This window comes from Flavihumibacter petaseus NBRC 106054 (assembly GCF_000974785.1).
GTDB lineage: Bacteria > Bacteroidota > Bacteroidia > Chitinophagales > Chitinophagaceae > Flavihumibacter > Flavihumibacter petaseus.
Map to the genome: position 1 here is coordinate 222,949 of NZ_BBWV01000004.1, position 18,549 is coordinate 241,497.

Genomic DNA, 18,549 nt, shown 5'->3' on the forward strand with positions numbered 1-18,549 from the left:
CATCCTCCCTTTTTTTTGTAATTTGAGGAGTATGACCTGGCAGCGGCTGAAAAAGTTTGTACTTATCCTGATGGCGGTCCTTTTCCTGGGATTCATCTTATCCATCGGTCTGTTCATCCGACTGCAATCCGTCGCTGCCGTAAAGCAGATCGTTTCCACCTTATCCAATGATCAGTATGCCTTTGATGCCACCAGCATCCGTGTCGACCCCATTCACCTGCTGGTTAAAGTAAAAGGTTTGCGCGTAGGTCCCACTCATCCCGGCGACAAGAACAACGAATTCGAACTGAGGGCTGACGCCATCACCCTCAAGATCTCCGAAGTTTTCCGGCTGATCTTTCAGAAACAACTCCGGGTGGATGAGTGCACGCTGGTCAATCCGGCCCTGACCATGAAAGTGTATGAAAAAGACAGCACACGCCGTCAGAAAGAAGTGGTACCCCTGCACCACCAGGTGGCCAAAATGCAGGAGATATTTTTTAAGGTCCTGCAATCGCTGCAGGTACAGAAATTCCAGCTGATCAATGGGGCGGTTGCCTTTTATCCCGACTTTAATGCGAACCGTAGCCGGTACTTCCTGAATCACATCAACCTTTCCATAAAGGATCTGCACCTCGTTAAACGCATTGAAGAGTGGGATAACAAGAACAGGGTAGCGATCCGCTTCGAACTGCTCCACCCCACCATTAACTATCCTGACAGCACCATTGTGGTTCAGCTGGAAAGCATGTTATGGGATTCCCGCGAACGCAAGTTTGATATGAACGGACTGGGATTCCACAAACAGTTGCTTGAAAAAGGCGACAGTTCGGGCTTCCGGCTGGAAGGTATTGAACTTGACTCCCTGAACTGGAACCGCCTGTTGATGGAGGGAAAAGTTGAACTCGGCGCATTGAAAGCATCCCGCGGATATTTTTCCAGCAATGATTTCAATCTCAAAAGAAATCGCGACAGCAGCGTCGACAAACCGAAAAGCAATCTCCTGGAAGTGATCGGGCCCATCCTGATCAGGAACCTAACCATCAGCGAAATCGACTTTACCGGGAACACCCATACCCGGCGGGGAAAGGAAAGCCTGAGCATTAATGGCGAACATTTCTTTGTGAAGAATCTTGTGATCGATAAGAACCTGCCCCATAAAGTAGAACTTGATGAGTTGCAGTTAAAGGTTAAGGCATTCCTGGAATCTGACAGCAACAGAACCTTTCAAAGTGGTTTCAACGAACTCAGTATCAGCAAAAATAATCTCGTCCTGAAAGATTATTTCCTGCATTCGCTTCGCCCATCGTCATTTGGAGAGAACAAAATAGATGTGCGGGAACTCTCCCTGGTCGGATTGTCAATCAACGATCTGATCAATGGAAAACTGAAGGCCCGGGCCCTGGTGCTCACAGATCCGGTGATCAGGGTGGTGCTGGCAAAGGGAAAAGCCAAGAAATCCGATTTCAACTGGCAACAAATCCGCCGGCAGTTGTCGAAGAAAATGGAGATCGGAATATTGCGCATCAATAATGCAAAGGCATACGTGAACCAGGCCGGAAGAAAAACTCCATACGTCAGTACTGATTCTTTTTATGCCGTTATCAGCAGCAGTTCGTTATTACGATCCAGGAGTCTGGAGGAATTGTTTGGTGGAGAGAATAGTATCTCCATGCCCCGCCTGGCCATCCGGCATCCCAATCTCTGGGTAGACTGCCGCAATGCCACTTATATTAACCAGGATTTTACCGCAGATGCCGCAGTCGGGGGAACAACAGATGGTAATATGCGCTTTAAGCTGCGCAATGTCAGGGCGAACGACATCAATACTGCAGGTATTATCGAGGGATCCGACTCTACCCTGTTGCGGGTGCTGGAGATCGGCAGTGGTGATTTTTATCTCCGGCTGAAAGACAACCCGAACAAAAAGAATGGCGAGCCCTCCAGGGATTCAAGGTTTGTCAGAACCATACACTCCGGAAAAGTTCAGCTGCACATTGAAGGACGCGGAATGGATATCCGTTCAATAGCCGATACGCTGGTACTCGAAAAGCTGCATCGCATCAATGGCCAATGGACCTGGGATAGCCTGCTGCTTGCCGGCAGGAACCTTCGCTTTACCAAGCCCAGGCTTAGAGGAACGGCGGGACAGTTTCTGCTCAGCAATTTCCGCGAAAGCCAGATCCGCAATGCCCAATGGGAACTCGACACGGACCAACTGACTGCCAACCTGCAACTTCCTGACGTACAGTTCCGAACCGGCATCAACAATACCCAACAGATCCTGGAAGCCTTCAGGGAAGTGAACCTTAAGCATCCCGGTATCAATCTGCTGCTGAAAAACTCAGGCGGTGGCCATTCAGCGGCGAAAAATAACAAACCTATAGAACTTCCCGTGTTCAGGCTGACTGATCCTGTCATTACAATCAGGAAAGAGGACAGCAGTGGGATTACAAAACTTGCGGCATTGGAAGACGGGCAGATCACCATCAATACGATCTCACTGCAAGGCAAAAGAATCTCTACAAAAGGGCTGTCGCTGGACTTAAGAAAAATTGCCACCCACCGTGACAAATTTGATCTGCAGATACCTGAACTGGAGCTGGTGACCGGGCCAATAGCCATTGATGCCCGTGAACCGATCCACACGGTGCTGGAGAAACTGCGCGTAACTGGCGGAAGATTCAACATGCAGAATGAGAACAAAAAGATTGCGCTCAACCAGCTCAATATCCGCCTGGAAAAAAGTTTCAGGATCAATACTTCCCCTGATTCCCTGAAAAAATTGTTGTCGAGCCTTCCGCATCTGCATCTCACTGCTGCTGAATTACTCTATGAAAAAGCAGACCGCACGCTCGACATGCATGGCCTGAAGGTTGAGTCGACCGATAAAGAGATCGCATTCGACAGCCTGAGCTGGACGTCAAACCTTTCCAGGGACAGCTTCTTCAAAGCTGCCGGCGTTCAAAAAGATTTTATTCAGATGCGCACCGGAGCAGGAAAGTTATCCGGCTATGAAATGATCCGGCTCGATAATGATACCGCCTGGAAAATCAGTCGCCTGGAACTGGACCGGCTGAATTTGTTGGTGGAGCGGGACAAGAGGTTTCCGACAGACAGCGTGCGTTTTCGTCCACTGCTCTCCGGAAGCCTGCTGCATATCCCGCTGCCGGTTGCTGTCAACCGCATTGATCTGACCCACGGCAATATCCGATATAACGAGATCAGTGAAAAGAACGGGCGGGAGGGTCATATTTTCTTTTCCGACCTGCAGGGATCAGTAAGGCAGGTGCGCAACTATGGTATCCAGCCCGAGGATAGCCTGCGGATCAATGTCCGTTCCAAACTGATGGGGCGGGGTGATCTCCGCGTTTCGTTTGCCGAATCCTATACGGACAGCCTAAGAGGATTTTACTTATTTGCCACGATGGGCCGGATGAATTTTGATGCGCTTTCCCCCCTGCTGCTGCCAATGTTCAACCTGCGCATCAACAGGGGATTTGTAGATACACTGACGCTTCGTGTGAAGGCAAACGACTACATTGCTTTCGGTAACATGCAGATGCAGTACCAGCATCTAAACTTCAGCCTGCTGCGCGAAGACGGCAAAAAAAGAGGTTTCCTGAGCCGCGTGGCCAATACTTTTGTGCGCACCAACAATCAAAAGACGGGAAGGATCTTCAGGGAAAGGTTGCGCAACAAATCGACATTCAACTATTGGGGCAAGATCGCATTAAGCGGACTGCTGACCAATATGGGTGTGCAACGCAATAAGAAAATGGATAAAAAGTACCGGCGTGAAATGTCTAACCTTCATCTTCCGGAGACGCTGTTGCAGGAATGAGTATCATCACATCCATCACATTCGTTAAAGTAGGGCCTGTTTTCACCAGGCCGCCTGTTTGTTCAAAGAACGCATAGGCATCATTGTTATCGAGGAAGGGCTGGGGATCCGGTCCTGTATTGCTGACCTGCTGCAACCAGCCGGCATCGATTGAAGCGCCCGCGGCGTCAGTGGGTCCGTCTGTTCCGTCAGTTCCTGCACACAACAATGCAGGACAGGGAAGATCCGGATGCAGCATCAGGTGATTGACTGCTGCCAGAACGAATTCCTGGTTGCGGCCGCCTTTTCCCCTGCCCTTCACCGTTACTGTCGTTTCACCGCCGGCGAGGTAACAGACACCTTCACGTTTTGTTGCCGCGGAAAGTTGTGTAAGCAGCTGAACACTTATCTCCCGCGCTTCGCCGGAAAGCGGAACAGGATGGATAATGGCCCTGTAACCCAGCTGCTCCGCAGACAACGCCGCAGCTTCCAGTGCCATCCGGTTGTTACCGATGATGGTATTGCGCACCCTCTCGAAGGCGGGGTCGCCGGGCTTGGGTGTTTCCGGTATCCCACCATTTAATCCTTTGTTCAGGTATTCCTGCAGGGAAGCCGGCAGTCGCCAGTCACCAATAAACTTTTGCAGGATGCTTTCTGCCTGTTGCCAGGTAGTTGGATCCGGCACCGTCAGGCCACTTGCAATTACAGCAAGATCATCGTCAGGAACATCGCTGATGATCAGACTATGCAACTTCGCAGGCTGGGCAAGTACAGCCAGTCTTCCCCCTTTTAACAGGGAGAAATGTTTTCGAACTGTATTTAAGACATCAATCGGAGCGCCGTTACGGAGGAGGGTGTTGGTCAGCTCCCGCCAGTCGGCTAAAGGAATTGTATCAGGCAGATCTGCAAGTAACGCAGAGGCGCCACCGCTGATCATTACCAGCAGCAGGTCTTCTTCTTTTGCGTTCCGAACAAAATCATTCACCCTTTGGGCAGCGGCTACACTTCTTTCATCAGGAAGGGGATGCCCCCCATCATACACAGGCCAGGGCAACAACTCCAGTTGATGTCCTTCCTTGGTGATCACGAGCGCTTCTGAGATCCTTCCGCCGAGAACTGCAAAAGAAGCAGCCGCCATTGCTGTCGCTGCCTTGCCGACAGACAACATCCTGATACGGCCGATAGTATTGACGGCATATTTTTCGTCTGCAACAACAATAAATTCATCGTTCGCACTGATCCATTGTGATATCAATGACGAAGGCTGAACAGCTGTGCAGGCAGCCTGAAATATAACAGCCAGATCCTTTCTCATCTTGTAAACGAATATCTGAGGAAATATCAAATTTCCTTACCTTCGGTTAGATTAGTTGTTTAGCTAACTAATTTAACGCGTACAGTCATATGAAAAGAACGATCAGGAAAGTTGCCGTTTTGGGCAGTGGCGTGATGGGTTCCCGTATTGCCTGCCATTTTGCAGGCGTCGGCCTCCAGGTTTTGTTACTCGACATGGTTCCTAAGGAAGCTGCAGCGGTACAGGACAAGTTGCTCCGGAACAAGCTGGTTAATGACGCTTTGCAGGCAGCTATTAAAAGTAACCCCTCCCCCCTGTATACCAAAGATGCGGCGAAACGCATCCGCACCGGCAATTTCACCGACGACATGAAAGCGATATCGGGCTGTGACTGGATCATAGAAGTAGTGGTAGAAAGGCTGGACATCAAAAAAATGATTTTCGACCAGGTGGAAGAACACCGCAAGCCGGGCACGCTGGTCAGTTCCAATACATCAGGTATTCCCATTCACCTGATGGCGGAAGGCAGGTCTGAGGATTTCAGAAAGCATTTCTGCGGAACACATTTTTTTAACCCGCCGCGATACCTCCGGCTGCTGGAGGTTATTCCAACTGCAGATACTGATCCGGAAGTAGTTAATTTCTTCCTGGAATACGGCAGCTTGCAATTGGGCAAGACGACAGTGCTTTGCAAAGACACGCCGGCCTTTATCGCCAATCGTATTGGTGTATATGGCATCATGTCCATCTTCCGGCTGATCGACGAGTTGCAGTTGACAATAGATGATGTGGATGCGCTCACCGGGCCGGTGATCGGACGTCCCAAATCGGCAACCTTCCGTACGGCGGATATTGTCGGTATCGACACACTCGTAAAAGTGGCGCAGGGCGTTGCAGCGAATTGTCCGGCTGACGAGCAGAAAGATATATTTCAGCCACCTGTCTGGCTGAGTAAGATGGTGGGAGATAACTGGCTGGGAGACAAAACCGGTCAGGGATTTTTCAGGAAAAGCAAAAGTGCAACCGGTGAAAAAGAGATCCTTACCCTGAATCTGAAAACAGGCGAATACGCTCCGCGCCAGAAACCCCGTTTCGCTACCCTCGAAACAGCCAAACCGGTTGACGACCTGAAAACAAGGCTTGGCATGGTGGTGCAGGGCACCGACAAAGCAGGTGAATTTTACCGGCTATTCCACTATGGCCTTTTCTCTTATATCTCCCATCGCATTCCGGAAATTGCAGATGAACTGTATCGTATCGATGATGCTATGATGGCCGGCTTTGGCTGGGAAATCGGCGCCTTTGAAAGCTGGGATGTGCTGAATGTCGGCAAGACAACGGAAAAGATGAAAGCTGCTGGATTTACAGTGGCACCCTGGGTGGATGAAATGCTGGCCGCCGGAATAAAAAGTTTTTATACCGTACAGAATGGCAAGCGACTGTTTTACGATATAGCATCAAAAAGTTATCGTCCCATACCCGGCGCAGATGCTTTTATTGTGATGAAGAACTTCGAAGGGGAAACAGTCTGGAAAAACAGTGCCTGTCGCACTTATCACCTGGGCGACGATGTATTGGGATTGGAATGGTACACCAAAATGGGAAGTATCGGCGGGGAAGTACTGGAAGGAATACAGAAATCGATTTTACTTGCTGAAGATAAATACAAGGGACTCGTTATTGCCAATGATACAACGAATTTCAGTGCCGGGGCCAACGTGGGAATGATCTTCATGTTTGCGATCGAACAGGAGTATGACGAACTGGATATGGCGATTAGGCAATTCCAGCAGACTATGACGCGGGCGCGTTTTTCTGCTGTTCCGGTAGTGGTGGCGCCCCATGCACTGGCATTGGGCGGCGCCTGCGAACTCACACTGCATTCGGACAGGGCCTGCGCTGCTGCCGAAACTTATATCGGGCTCGTTGAACTTGGCGTAGGATTGATTCCCGGCGGTGGAGGCACCAAGGAATTTACGTTGCGTGCGGCTGATGAAATGCACGAAGACGAACCCGAAACAATCACTTTAAAAAACCGCTTCCTTACCATTGCAACTGCGAAAGTGGCCACGTCTGCACACGAAGCCTTTGAACTGGGCATCCTGCGGAAAGGGCATGATGAAGTTGTGTTCAACCAGGGCCGACGCATTACCGAAGCGAAAAAATCAGTAATTGAACTTTACGACAGCGGGTATATCTCACCGGTAGTAAGGCAGGACATCAAAGTGTTGGGACGTTCTGCACTTGGCGCGTTGTTGACCGGCATCAACGGTATGTGGCGTGCCAACTATGCAACCGATCATGATGCCCTGGTTGCCAGGAAACTGGCTTACGTCATGTGTGGTGGCGATCTCAGCGAACCTACACTGGTGTCGGAGCAATACCTGCTGGATCTTGAAAGAGAAGCTTTCCTGTCGCTTTGCGGGGAGAAAAAAACCCTGGAGCGTATCCAGAGCGTTTTAAAAAGCGGAAAACCTATTCGCAACTGATATGAATCCGTCACCCATCCTGGAACTGCAACAGGTCAGCAAATCCTATGGCCGCATAAAGGCGCTGAAGGCTATCGACCTGTGCATTCCGCCGGGGTCTGTATTCGGTATTTTGGGACCGAACGGCAGCGGCAAAACAACGTTGCTTAGCATCGTTCTTGATGTACTCGCAGCCGACAAAGGCCGATATCTGTGGTTCGGGCAGGAAGGCGGGCCGGAAGTGCGCCGGAAGATTGGCTCCCTGCTGGAAACACCCAACTTCTATCACTACCTCTCCGGTGAAGATAACCTCCGCGTCACCAGCAGTATCAGCGGTCGCGGACAGTCGCCGGAAGCCATTACCAAAGCGCTGCAGATCGTAAAGCTTGAAGAACGCCGTAAGAGCCGTTTTAGCACCTACAGTCTCGGTATGAAGCAGCGCCTGGCCATCGCCGCAGCGTTGCTTGGTGATCCCGCGGTGCTGGTATTTGACGAGCCTACCAATGGCCTTGATCCTGTTGGGATAGCAGAGATCAGGGAACTAATACGGCAATTGCATGCTGCCGGACACACGATCATCATGGCCAGCCATCTGCTTGACGAAGTGGAAAAAGTCTGCAGCCATATGGCCATTCTTAAATCGGGACAAATCATCACAACCGGCTCGGTGGAAGAAGTACTAGCCGACGAAGATATCGTGGAAGTATCCGCTGCCGACAACACGCAGCTTGCAGCTATACTGGATCATACTTCCGGTCTGAAGCGCCTCGAGAAAGAGCAGCAGGTATTGCTGCTGTATTTCGAAAAGGGAATGGCGGATCCGGCAAAGATCAACCAGCTTGCCTGGGAGCGTGGTATCACACTAAAACACCTGTCAGTCCGCAAAAAAAGACTGGAGACCCGATTCTTTGAACTCACCAACAACTGACATGCGTAAACTGCTTTGGACCGAATGGTTGAAAATGCGCCGGTATCCTGCCTTCTGGCTGATGCTCGCGATCTGTATCCTGAGTTATCCCGGAATCAATTTTATCTTTCTCAGCATTTACCAGGATATTACTAAAAAAGACAGCATGGCCGCACAGGTAACGGGAATGTTGTTGGGTGAACCCTTTTCTTTTCCTGAAGCCTGGCATACCATTGCATATTTTTCAAGCTGGTTCATCTTCATTCCTTCCATCCTGGTGATCATGATCATCACCAATGAGTTCACCTACCGGACACATCGTCAGAACATCATTGACGGCTGGAGCAGGAAAGCATTCATAACAGCCAAGGCGCTTGATGTAATCCTGATTTCCCTGTTGCTGACGTTTATTTATTTCCTGGTGGCGCTGGTCATTGGCAACCAGAACAGTCCCGCTGATATTGCAGGCAAATGGTCCCAAATGCAATATGCCGGTCTTTTTGCGCTGCAAACAACTTCACAGTTGTCACTTGCCTTCCTGACGGGTTTGCTGGTACGGAAAGCATTTATCGCAATGGGTCTTTTCCTTTTTTACGGCGTGATCTTCGAACCCGTGCTGGTTGGGTTATTCAAATACAAATGGTTCAAAAATGACATCGGCAGGTTTTTCCCTATGGAAATTTCAGACCGTATCCTGACACCTCCGGCATTTATGATGCGATTCGATGAAAAAGCATTTGTAGCTGCCCAAAAAGCTGTCCCCTTTCACATAGCACTTTCAATCGGCTTGTTGTTGCTGACCTGGGCGCTCATTTTTCTGATCTACCGGAAGCGGGACCTGTAAGATCGGTCAGCGCCTGTTTTATTTCAGGAAACCGGAAGACAAAACCGGCACCTGACAACTTTGCCGGACTGACAGTGCAGCTTTTCAGCACTTCGATACTCATTTCTCCCAGCACCAGTTTCAACACAAAAGAGGGAATATGGAGCGGAAGAAAGAATCGTCCTCGTTGCAGTTTTGCTAATGTTAGGATGAGTTCGCGATTGGTTACGCATTGTTCCGTGACGGCGTTGTAGACACCGTTGAACTGGGTATCTGAAAGTGCGGCACCGAACAGGCGGACAAGATCATCGATGTGAATCCAGCTGATCCGCTGATTTCCTTTGCCCAGGATCGCGCCGAGGCCGAACCGCAATGGTTTTTTGAATTCGGGCAATGCGCCGCCGGACGATGATAATACGATTCCAATTCTGAAAATAACCAGTCTTTTCCCCTGTGCGGCTGCTGGCCGAATAGATGCTTCCCAATCCCGGCAGGTAAATCCGAGAAAATCATTTTCCACAGGGTCGCTTTCCCGGAAAGGCCGGGTATTCGGAATGACAGGATCAGGGCCGTACCAGCCGATGGCCGAAGCGCTGACAATGGTATCCACCTTATTGGGAATTTCTTTCAGGGCCCGGCAAATCAATTCACCCGCAAGGACGCGGCTGTTGCGGATCAGTCTTTTACGGGAGGGGGTCCAACGTTTTCCGGCAATATTGGCGCCGGCAAGGTGTACGATGTGATCGGCAGTGGAAATCGCTTCAGGATCAATGAACTGCTCATCCGGATTCCAGCGGTAGTAATGTATCCTTTCTCCCTCACCGGCAGGTTTGCGGGTACCGGATTTCCGGCTGAGGATATTGATGGAATGTCCTTTTTCCAGCAGCCGCCGGGTTAGTGCCTGACCGATCATGCCGGTTCCTCCCGTAATGAGAATCGTTGCCATACTGAAAGTTACGAAGGGTTTGCCATCCTGAAACAACAGCCTGGTTATCAGACAAGTATCATTAAACGCAACAATAACATTTCTCTGAAATCAGCATCCAGCCTGCATTACAGGCTCAAACCAGGTACCAACCATGTTCCATATAAGTGCCGACCATAGGCAAAGTACCCTTTTTGCACATGGTTTGAACATGGTCTGCGCCTGGTCGGAACCTGGTTGGCCAGGAGTTGATATAGCAAAAAGGCCCCCCGCAGAAGCGGGGGGCCGGCTATCCTGGTAGGATAAACAACTAAAAACAAACAAGTTCTTGTACGAAAGCACCTTCCCTCCTAGTCCGGTTTTTTACCGTCCAGGAAAGTGTTGATGGTGCTGATCTGTGTATTGTTCTGATCGTCCGTTTTCACCGTGTAATTGCTGTAAAAGTTTTCAGCTGGTGAAACCGTGTTGTACAGTTCAAGATTGCGGCGGATATAGGCCGGCACAGTGTCAAACTCATTGTTGGGGTCTGCAGCATTGATATTGAACGACAGATTACGTAATTTCTGTATTCTCTCAGCAGCTTTCCTTTTCTGTTCTTCCGCTTCGTCCGGCATAGCCGGTTCCTCAACTGGCGAACGAAAAGTCGGTTGAGTTGATGGTGCCCCTGGCTTATCCGCCGCGGGAGTTTCATCCTTGATCACCAACTGCATATCGAAAGCAGGATCCTCCGTCTTCTGTGGCATTGCCGGCAGTTGTTGATGGACAGGTTCGCTCACAGGTGTTATCGGCGTTTCGGCCGGTTCTGCATAAATATTGGAGGGCTTGGCCAAGTATCCTCCGGATGCTGCAGACACCGGAGAATTATTTTCAGATAACTTGATTATGATTTTTTCTTCAGGAGGTACGGTCGAAAAGGCAGACGAATCTACACCCGCAACTGGTGAATTGGACGACAAGTTTTCAACAGTAGATTTACGATCGTAATCTTCCGAAAAGAACACCACTTTCGGTTGAGGCGCAGGCATTTCCGGTTCTACGAGACGGGGCTGCAACTCCTGTGGTAATTCTACTACCGGTGCTGGTGCAGGAGCAACCAAGGGCACTGCAGGTTTCTCCTGTACAGGTGCATTCACTCCGTTGAAAATATTGTGTACGATGGTACCATTGGCGCCATATCCGGAATTGGCTGGCTTTTCCAGATGATCTGCACCAAAAGGCAATACAGACTGATCATACGTCTTTGGCTCTTCTGCCTTCTGACCCAGGGTCATGAGGATCTTTTCTTCTTTTTTTACTTCCGGCAGTTTCACAGCTGACTTGCGGACAAACGGATCGCGGTATTCAAAACCCGTAGCAATCAGGGTAATTCCGATCTCGTTGCCGAGCGTATTATCGTAACCAAGTCCAAGAATAACGTCGGTATCCTCACCAGCGTGGCTCAGCAGGTAATTCTGGATGATATCCACTTCATCCATGGTAAATTCATTTTCGCCTTCGGCAGAATTGATATTAATGAGGATCCACCTTGCGCCACGGATATCGTTGTCATTCAGCAACGGAGAGTTGAGCGCCTCTTCAATTGCCACCTGTGCACGGTTTTCACCTGCTGCAGATGCATTACCCAGAATTGCCACACCCCCGTTCCTCATAACGGTGCAAACATCGGCAAAGTCCACATTGATCTGGCCGGTGCTGCTGATCACATCAGTAATACACTTTGCTGCTGTAGCCAGTACATTATCTGCTTTCGCAAAGGCATCCTTCATTTTAAGATTGCCGTACTGATGACGCAGTTTGTCGTTGCTGATCACCAGAAGGGTGTCGACATTCTCCTTCAGTTTCTGGATACCGTCTTCAGCCTGGATCTGGCGCTTGCGGCCTTCATAGGAAAACGGTGTAGTCACGATCCCCACCGTGAGGATGCCGAGATCTTTGCAGATCTTCGAAATGATCGGAGCGCCACCGGTACCGGTACCGCCACCCATTCCGGCAGTGATGAACGCCATCTTGGTATTCACTTCCAGGATGCGTTTGATCTCTTCCAGGCTTTCCTCAGTGGCCTGCTTGCCAATCTCAGGATTTGCACCTGCCCCGAGGCCCTGCGTAAGGTGCGGCCCCAGTTGTATCTTATTCGGAACCTTACTCAGTGCAATTGCCTGCGCATCGGTATTACAAATAATGAAATTCACCCCGTCAATACTTTGACTGAACATGTGGTTGACCGCATTGCTGCCACCACCTCCTACTCCAATCACCTTGATGATGGATGACTTCTCCTTCGGTAAATCAAAGTGTATCATAACACGTGTTGTTTTTTTAGAATAATGGGTTGTTGTGTAAAGTCCTTATAAATGCTGATCCTCTTCCTCTTTGAAAAGGTCGATCAGATTGTCTTTGAATTTGCTCCAGAAACGGTTGATGCCGAGTTCTGATTTACGGTTACTCACGGGGACGGGGGTATCTTCCACGGGAACGTTTTTTTCCACAGTGGCCGTTTTCTGCAATTCTCTGGGGATCTCTACGGGTCGGAAGTGACGTTCGAACTGTTTCCTGTTGCGCTCATAGTCGTCATATCCTTTCAGGATAAGACCGATACAGGTCGCATACATGGGCTTGGTCAGTTCGTCGATATGGCCGGAGGCGAGGTGTTCATTAGGGTATCCGATACGGGCATTCAGGCCTGTAACGTATTCAGTCAGCTGGATGAGGTGTTTCAGTTGAGAGCCGCCGCCGGTGAGTACGATACCGCCGTTCAGCATGCGATTGTCCATTCCAACCTGCTTCAGGTGATAGGTCACAAAGTCCATGATCTCACTCATGCGGGCCTGGATTATGTTTGCCAGGTTCTTAACACTGATTTCCTTGGGCGGTAGTCCGCGCATGCCAGGAATGGTAATGAAAGCATTGGCCTTCGCCTCGTTGGAGAGGGCAGAACCAAACTGCACTTTCATCTGCTCAGCCTGTGTTTTCAGTACGCCGAGGCCGGTCTTGATGTCGTTGGTGATATTCTCACCCCCGAAAGGAATAACTGCAGTATGCTTCAGAATTCCTTCATAAAAGACTGCGAGGTCAGTTGTACCACCACCGATATCGACGATAGCAACACCGGCTTCAATATCTTCCTGACCCATTACTGCTGCTGCAGATGCCAGCGGCTGCAATACAAGGTCTTTGGTATGCAGGCCACTCTTTTCGACTGCACGGTTGATATTGCGAATAGCATTCTTGTCGCCAGTAATGATATGGAAGTTCGCACCGACTTTCACCCCGCCGTAACCAATCGGGTTGGGAATATTCTGAAAGTTATCAACTGTAAATTCCTGCGGAATTACATCAATGATCTGATCACCGGCAGGGATATAGGTTTTGTACTGATCTGCTACCAGCTGGTCAATTTCACGTTGGGAGATTTCCTCTTCAGTTGTCTGCCGCACGATATCGCCCCGGGTTTGCAGGCTTTTGATATGGTGGCCGGCGATGCCGACATAGACTTCACTGATTTCAAGGTTCGGATTGGAGGCATAGCAATTTTCCAATGCACAGGCGATTGCCTTGATGGTCTCATCGATGTTCAGCACCTGACCATGTTTTACTCCGCTGCTATTGGCACGACCAAAACCCAGGATCTCCAGCTTCCCAAATTCATTCTTTCGTCCTGCAATCGCCGCAATCTTTGTAGTACCGATGTCCAAACCTACAATGATGGGTTGTTCGTGATTCATAAACCTGTTTATTTTAGTTGTTTAGAGTGCTGCTGTTACTAACCGCTAAAGGTGGCGCAGGCGATTGGCCCAGCCCTATTTTTTTATCCACTGATGTGGATATTGGTCCGTCTTTTTCACCGACGATCTGCTTCTCAAATTGAACACTGACAGAACGATAATAATCGATTCCGGTTTTGGTCAGTACATCCCGGTAAAAAATGGCGAGCCGTTGAAATTTATCTTCCACATTCTCCCCGTTTCCGAAGTGAATAATATGCCTTCCCACAAGGGGCACCATATCAAAGTTGCCGTCTGCACCGAGATCGATCTGTGTGATCTGTGCGCCCCAGAAAGCATCACTTCCCAACTTTTCACTGATCGCTTTGATACCGGTCAGCAATATGCTGTCTTCCGCATTTTTTAGCTTCAGCTTATCGGGCATCCCGGTAAATACAGGCAGTCGCATGGCTGGCTTACCCATACCCAGCGGCAGATACTTTCCTGTGCTGTCCACATAGAAGGTGTTGCCGAGTGTAGTGAATATCCGCGCCACAGGTTTTCTTTCGGTAACCCTAACCTGCAAAACACCTTCTTTATCGATAAACAATTCTGCGTGCTGCACCCAGGTATTGCTGTTGAGCTTTCTTTCGAGAGCAATCAGGTCAATTGCCGCAACCGGTTTACCCACAAACTGTTTGGGTCCGGTACTCCCCATCATGCTCCAGATATCCGACTTCAGCAGAAATGAAGGGCCTTTGCCGACTACGGCAATATTGACAGATTCGCAGTGCGCGGCATTGCTTTTCCTGATCGCTGCAACCAATACCAAGATCACACCGGCTCCAACGAACATCCATAGGATGGCCAGCAGTACCTTTCTGATATTGATGCGCGGTTTTACCATTTATCGTTGATCAGTGTTTCGATCGGATGAACCAATGTATCGATATCGCCGGCTCCCGCGGTGATCAGGAGTCCCCTGAAATCAGGGCGGATAGCAGGCAGAAATTTATCCTTAATGTATTGCAGCACAGCGTCCTTGTCCATCAGCTGTTTCTCCGATATCCGGAGCCGTTCGAGTATCATTTCGCTCGTCACACCCGGGATGGGCAGCTCCCGTGCAGGATAGATCGGGAGCAGGATCACTTCATCTGCGAGATCGAGACTGGCAGCGAAACCATCGGCGAGGTCGCGCGTGCGGGTAAACAGGTGTGGCTGAAAGATGATGGTGCATTTCCTTTCCGGAAAGAGCGTTCTTGCACCTTTGAGTAAGGCTTTCAGTTCTTCCGGATGATGTGCATAGTCATCGATATAAACCAGTTCGCTGTTCTTTACCACATACTCAAAACGGCGCTTGACTCCTTTAAAAGCGGCGATGGCAGCCTTGATGGCACTTTCTTCTATACCGAGCTGGTGCGCAATGGCAATGGCAACCAGGGCGTTTTCCACATTGTGCAGCCCGCCCATATGCAGGTCGAATCCGTTCAATACTGCACCGGGAAGCACCACATCGAACCGGTAAGATCCGTCGTGCATGCTGATATTCACAGCATATATATCGGCGGCATCATTCTGAAGACTGTAAGTAAGGTGGTTGGGAGCTTCCAGTGAACGGCCCCGGGGCAGGCCGAACTTGCTGAGCAGGGTACCGCCAGGCTTCAGCTTTTTGCTGAAATCGATAAATGCATCCTGCAGCGCTTCTTCTGTACCGTAGATATCGAGATGATCCGGATCCATTGAGCTGATCACGGCAATATCAGGATGCAGTTGAAGGAAGCTGCGGTCATATTCATCCGCTTCAATCACCGAAACATTCCGCGAGTCGCTCCAGAAATTGGTGTTATAGTTGACACTGATACCACCGAGAAATGCATTACAGCCATACCCTGTATAGCGCAATACATGTGCAGTCATGGTAGTAGTAGTCGTTTTACCGTGTGTACCTCCGATGCAGATATTGAAAGAACTCCGGCTGATCACACCAAGCACCTCACTTCTTTTCATGATGGTGGTACCAAGTTGCCGGAAATGGTTCAATTCCTGGTGGGTCACAGGTACTGCAGGTGTATACACCACCAGATCAACATTCTGCGGAAGCAAACCAATGTCATCCACGAAGTGCACGGCAATGCCTTCCTGCTGTAATGCATCCGTGAGGGGAGTCGGTGTTTTATCATAGCCACTCACCTTCTTTCCATAGGAATGGAAATAACGGGCCAGGGCGCTCATACCAATGCCGCCGATACCGATGAAATAAACGGTTTGTATGTCTTTAACTGATAACAATTCCAATTTGCTTTAGAATTTCCGCAGCGATTACAGCATCTGCATTGCTGACACCGAGCGGAGTAATATTTTGTTTTAATGCTTTCTGTTGAAGCGGGTCACCTGCCAGTGCAATGATCGTATCCGTCAATCGCTGCTGCACTTCATTGTCCTTTACCATGATTGCTGCATTTTGTTTGACGAGCGCCATGGCATTGACCGTCTGGTGGTCTTCGGCAGCATAGGGATACGGCACCAGGATCGAAGGTTTCTGCACCACTGCAATTTCTGCAATGGCCATTGCACCCGCCCGTGACACAATTATATCCGCTGCTGCGTAAGCCCGTTCCATATCAGGTATAAATTCTTTAAGACAAACTCCACTTTGTGACAATTTCTCCCGTTCCACCGTCAGATTTCCTTTACCCAGCTGCCAGATAAGCTGCAGATTGCTTTGCAACAACTGTTGTAGGCCTGCACCGATAGCATCGTTAATACTTTTCGCCCCCAGGCTCCCGCCGACCACTAGTACGGTTGTCTTTGCAGGGTCAAGCCCAAATGACCGTATGGCTGATTCGCGATCTGCCGGCAGCTGAACAATATTCGTGCGCACAGGGTTACCGCTGACCCTTATCCTGTTGGCCGGGAAGAATTTTTCCATTCCATTGCCGGATACAAAGACGAGTGAAGCCTTTCTGCCAAGCATCTGATTGGCTTTTCCGGCAAATGAATTTGATTCGTGCAGAAAACTCGGGATATTTCTTTGCTGTGCGAGCCGCAATACAGGGAAGCTTGAATACCCTCCGACGCCCACCACCGCGTCCGGAGGGAAGTTTCGGAAGATCCTTCTGACCTGGAAAAAACTTTTGATGAGCTTGAATGGAAGACCAATATTCTTAATCAAAGAACTCCTGTTAAATCCGGCAATATCCAACCCAACAATCCTGTATCCGGCCTGTGGCACTTTCTCCATTTCCATTTTCCCTTTTGCGCCGACAAAAAGAATTTCCACTGCAGGATATTGTTGTTTCAATGCATTGGCGATGGCGATGGCGGGGAAAATATGTCCACCTGTTCCACCACCTGCTATGATGATCTTTTTCTGCGTCATGCCTCCACTGTTTCCTGCCCTTCCGGTTCAGATTGTTGTTGCTGTTCGTTTTTTTCCACGTATTTGGATACGCTGAGTATTATACCGATTGCGATACAGGTAAACAGGAATGAACTTCCTCCCATACTTACAAGGGGAAGCGTTACCCCTGTAACGGGAAACAAGTTGACGTTTACCGCCATATTGGCCATTGCCTGAATTACCAGGGTGAAACTTAGTGCGAGTGCCAGGAATGCTCCAAATGCATACGGGCATTTGCGGAACAGCCTGATACTGCGGTAGAGGAACAACAGATACACCACCAGTACAATGGCGCCTCCCATAATTCCGTACTCTTCTATAATGATCGCATAAATGAAATCTGAATAAGGATGGGGCAGAAAATTCCTGGTTTCACTGTTACCGGGACCAAGGCCAAAGAAGCCACCCTTGGCAATTGCGATCTTTGCCTGATTCACCTGGTAGTTATCATCCTCTTCATTTTTGCTGCCATTGTTACCATACATAAAAGCTTCCACCCTGCTCACCCAGGTAGTCACCCTGGCGGTCAGCCGTGATTTTGCTTCACTGCGTGCACGCACACCGTTGCCTTCATGGTGCTGCCAAACTGCAGCCAGGATAAGCATCATGATTGGCACCATCGCTATTGCGCCGGTCAGGAGCAGGTGTTTGATCTGCACACGACCAATAAACAACAACATCATGCTGGTGGCTCCAACGAGCAATGCCGTAGAAAGGTTTGCAGGGGCAATCAACAGGCATACCAGTACAACAGGTAAAATCACCGGCAAAAAACCTTTTTTAAAATCTTTGATATCATCCTGTTTGCGGCTAAGCACCCTGCTGATATACATGAACAGTGCCAACTTCGCCAGGTCACTGGTCTGAAAGGTGAGATTGATGATCGGTAGCCGGATCCACCGGCTGCCTTCATTCAGGCTCACACCAAAGAACAATGTATACACCAGAAGCGGAATTGTAATGAGAAAGAGAATCCGGGCGATCCGCGAATACAGGGTATAGTTTACCATATGCGCAAAATAGATCAGGAACAGTCCCACGCCGGTAAAAGCTATCTGCTTAAACAAATACACTTCTGTGTTTCCCTTGTACATTTTATACGCAAGCGATCCTGTTGAGCTGTACACCACAAGCATGGACATCAGCGCGAGCAGGATCACCAGGGTCCAGATGACCTTGTCTCCACGGGTCTTATTTAGAAATTGATTCAGTGTATTCTATTTTTCTGA

General features: G+C 49.5%; 12 protein-coding genes. 4 read left to right on the top strand and 8 right to left on the bottom strand.

Annotation, left to right across the window (positions count from 1 at the left end; genetic code table 11):
- Positions 1-31 precede the first annotated feature (31 nt).
- On the top strand, positions 32-3,823 hold the full coding sequence (locus tag FPE01S_RS20380) for a hypothetical protein (RefSeq protein ID WP_046370935.1): 3,792 nt from the start codon (positions 32-34) through the stop codon (positions 3,821-3,823).
- Here the strand turns inward: FPE01S_RS20380 and FPE01S_RS20385 are convergent.
- The gene (locus FPE01S_RS20385) at positions 3,786-5,117 is read right to left on the bottom strand and encodes a glycerate kinase type-2 family protein (protein ID WP_046370936.1); all 1,332 of its coding nucleotides are present in this window, start codon (positions 5,115-5,117) and stop codon (positions 3,786-3,788) included. The genes FPE01S_RS20380 and FPE01S_RS20385 overlap by 38 nt on opposite strands.
- A gap of 89 nt (positions 5,118-5,206) precedes the next feature.
- On the opposite strand from FPE01S_RS20385, the gene FPE01S_RS20390 reads away from it, so the two are divergent.
- Genes FPE01S_RS20390 through FPE01S_RS20400 form a run of 3 tightly spaced genes read left to right on the top strand, consistent with a single transcriptional unit; the run spans position 5,207 to position 9,315 of the window.
- On the top strand, positions 5,207-7,585 hold the full coding sequence (locus FPE01S_RS20390; RefSeq protein ID WP_046370937.1) for a 3-hydroxyacyl-CoA dehydrogenase/enoyl-CoA hydratase family protein: 2,379 nt from the start codon (positions 5,207-5,209) through the stop codon (positions 7,583-7,585).
- Between the two features lies 1 nt (position 7,586).
- Entirely contained in the window at positions 7,587-8,492 is a 906-nt protein-coding gene (locus tag FPE01S_RS20395; RefSeq protein WP_046370938.1) for an ABC transporter ATP-binding protein, read from the top strand.
- A gap of 1 nt (position 8,493) precedes the next feature.
- Positions 8,494-9,315: a DUF2705 family protein gene (locus tag FPE01S_RS20400; protein WP_046370939.1), complete on the top strand. Its 822-nt coding sequence runs from the start codon at positions 8,494-8,496 to the stop codon at positions 9,313-9,315.
- Here the strand turns inward: FPE01S_RS20400 and FPE01S_RS20405 are convergent.
- From FPE01S_RS20405 to FPE01S_RS20435, 7 genes are all read right to left on the bottom strand, one after another.
- On the bottom strand, positions 9,281-10,240 hold the full coding sequence (locus FPE01S_RS20405) for a TIGR01777 family oxidoreductase (protein ID WP_046370940.1): 960 nt from the start codon (positions 10,238-10,240) through the stop codon (positions 9,281-9,283). The two genes, FPE01S_RS20400 and FPE01S_RS20405, sit on opposite strands and share 35 nt — an antisense overlap.
- Positions 10,241-10,569: 329 nt before the next feature.
- Positions 10,570-12,519, bottom strand: coding sequence for a cell division protein FtsZ (ftsZ, locus tag FPE01S_RS20410; protein WP_046370941.1), 1,950 nt, complete (start codon positions 12,517-12,519; stop codon positions 10,570-10,572).
- Positions 12,520-12,564: 45 nt separating this feature from the next.
- Positions 12,565-13,941 (bottom strand): cell division protein FtsA, encoded by a 1,377-nt coding sequence (gene ftsA / locus FPE01S_RS20415; RefSeq protein ID WP_046370942.1) that lies wholly within the window; start codon positions 13,939-13,941, stop codon positions 12,565-12,567.
- Positions 13,942-13,954: 13 nt separating this feature from the next.
- Positions 13,955-14,827: a cell division protein FtsQ/DivIB gene (locus tag FPE01S_RS20420; RefSeq protein ID WP_046370943.1), complete on the bottom strand. Its 873-nt coding sequence runs from the start codon at positions 14,825-14,827 to the stop codon at positions 13,955-13,957.
- On the bottom strand, positions 14,821-16,215 hold the full coding sequence (murC, locus tag FPE01S_RS20425) for a UDP-N-acetylmuramate--L-alanine ligase (protein WP_169749198.1): 1,395 nt from the start codon (positions 16,213-16,215) through the stop codon (positions 14,821-14,823). The genes FPE01S_RS20420 and murC overlap by 7 nt, the downstream gene beginning before the upstream one ends.
- On the bottom strand, positions 16,196-17,299 hold the full coding sequence (murG, locus tag FPE01S_RS20430; RefSeq protein WP_046370944.1) for an undecaprenyldiphospho-muramoylpentapeptide beta-N-acetylglucosaminyltransferase: 1,104 nt from the start codon (positions 17,297-17,299) through the stop codon (positions 16,196-16,198). The genes murC and murG overlap by 20 nt, the downstream gene beginning before the upstream one ends.
- Positions 17,296-18,531 carry an FtsW/RodA/SpoVE family cell cycle protein gene (locus FPE01S_RS20435; protein WP_046370945.1) on the bottom strand — a complete coding sequence of 412 codons (1,236 nt, stop codon included), beginning with the start codon at positions 18,529-18,531 and terminating at the stop codon, positions 17,296-17,298. The genes murG and FPE01S_RS20435 overlap by 4 nt, the downstream gene beginning before the upstream one ends.
- Between the last annotated feature and the right edge of the window lie 18 nt (positions 18,532-18,549).

Coding starts and splice junctions, on each gene's coding strand:
- FPE01S_RS20380 (WP_046370935.1), top strand. CDS start 32: ATGACCTGGCAGCGGCTGAAAAAGTTTGTACTTATCCTGATGGCGGTC.
- FPE01S_RS20385 (WP_046370936.1), bottom strand. CDS start 5,117: ATGAGAAAGGATCTGGCTGTTATATTTCAGGCTGCCTGCACAGCTGTT.
- FPE01S_RS20390 (WP_046370937.1), top strand. CDS start 5,207: ATGAAAAGAACGATCAGGAAAGTTGCCGTTTTGGGCAGTGGCGTGATG.
- FPE01S_RS20395 (WP_046370938.1), top strand. CDS start 7,587: ATGAATCCGTCACCCATCCTGGAACTGCAACAGGTCAGCAAATCCTAT.
- FPE01S_RS20400 (WP_046370939.1), top strand. CDS start 8,494: ATGCGTAAACTGCTTTGGACCGAATGGTTGAAAATGCGCCGGTATCCT.
- FPE01S_RS20405 (WP_046370940.1), bottom strand. CDS start 10,240: ATGGCAACGATTCTCATTACGGGAGGAACCGGCATGATCGGTCAGGCA.
- ftsZ (WP_046370941.1), bottom strand. CDS start 12,519: ATGATACACTTTGATTTACCGAAGGAGAAGTCATCCATCATCAAGGTG.
- ftsA (WP_046370942.1), bottom strand. CDS start 13,941: ATGAATCACGAACAACCCATCATTGTAGGTTTGGACATCGGTACTACA.
- FPE01S_RS20420 (WP_046370943.1), bottom strand. CDS start 14,827: ATGGTAAAACCGCGCATCAATATCAGAAAGGTACTGCTGGCCATCCTA.
- murG (WP_046370944.1), bottom strand. CDS start 17,299: ATGACGCAGAAAAAGATCATCATAGCAGGTGGTGGAACAGGTGGACAT.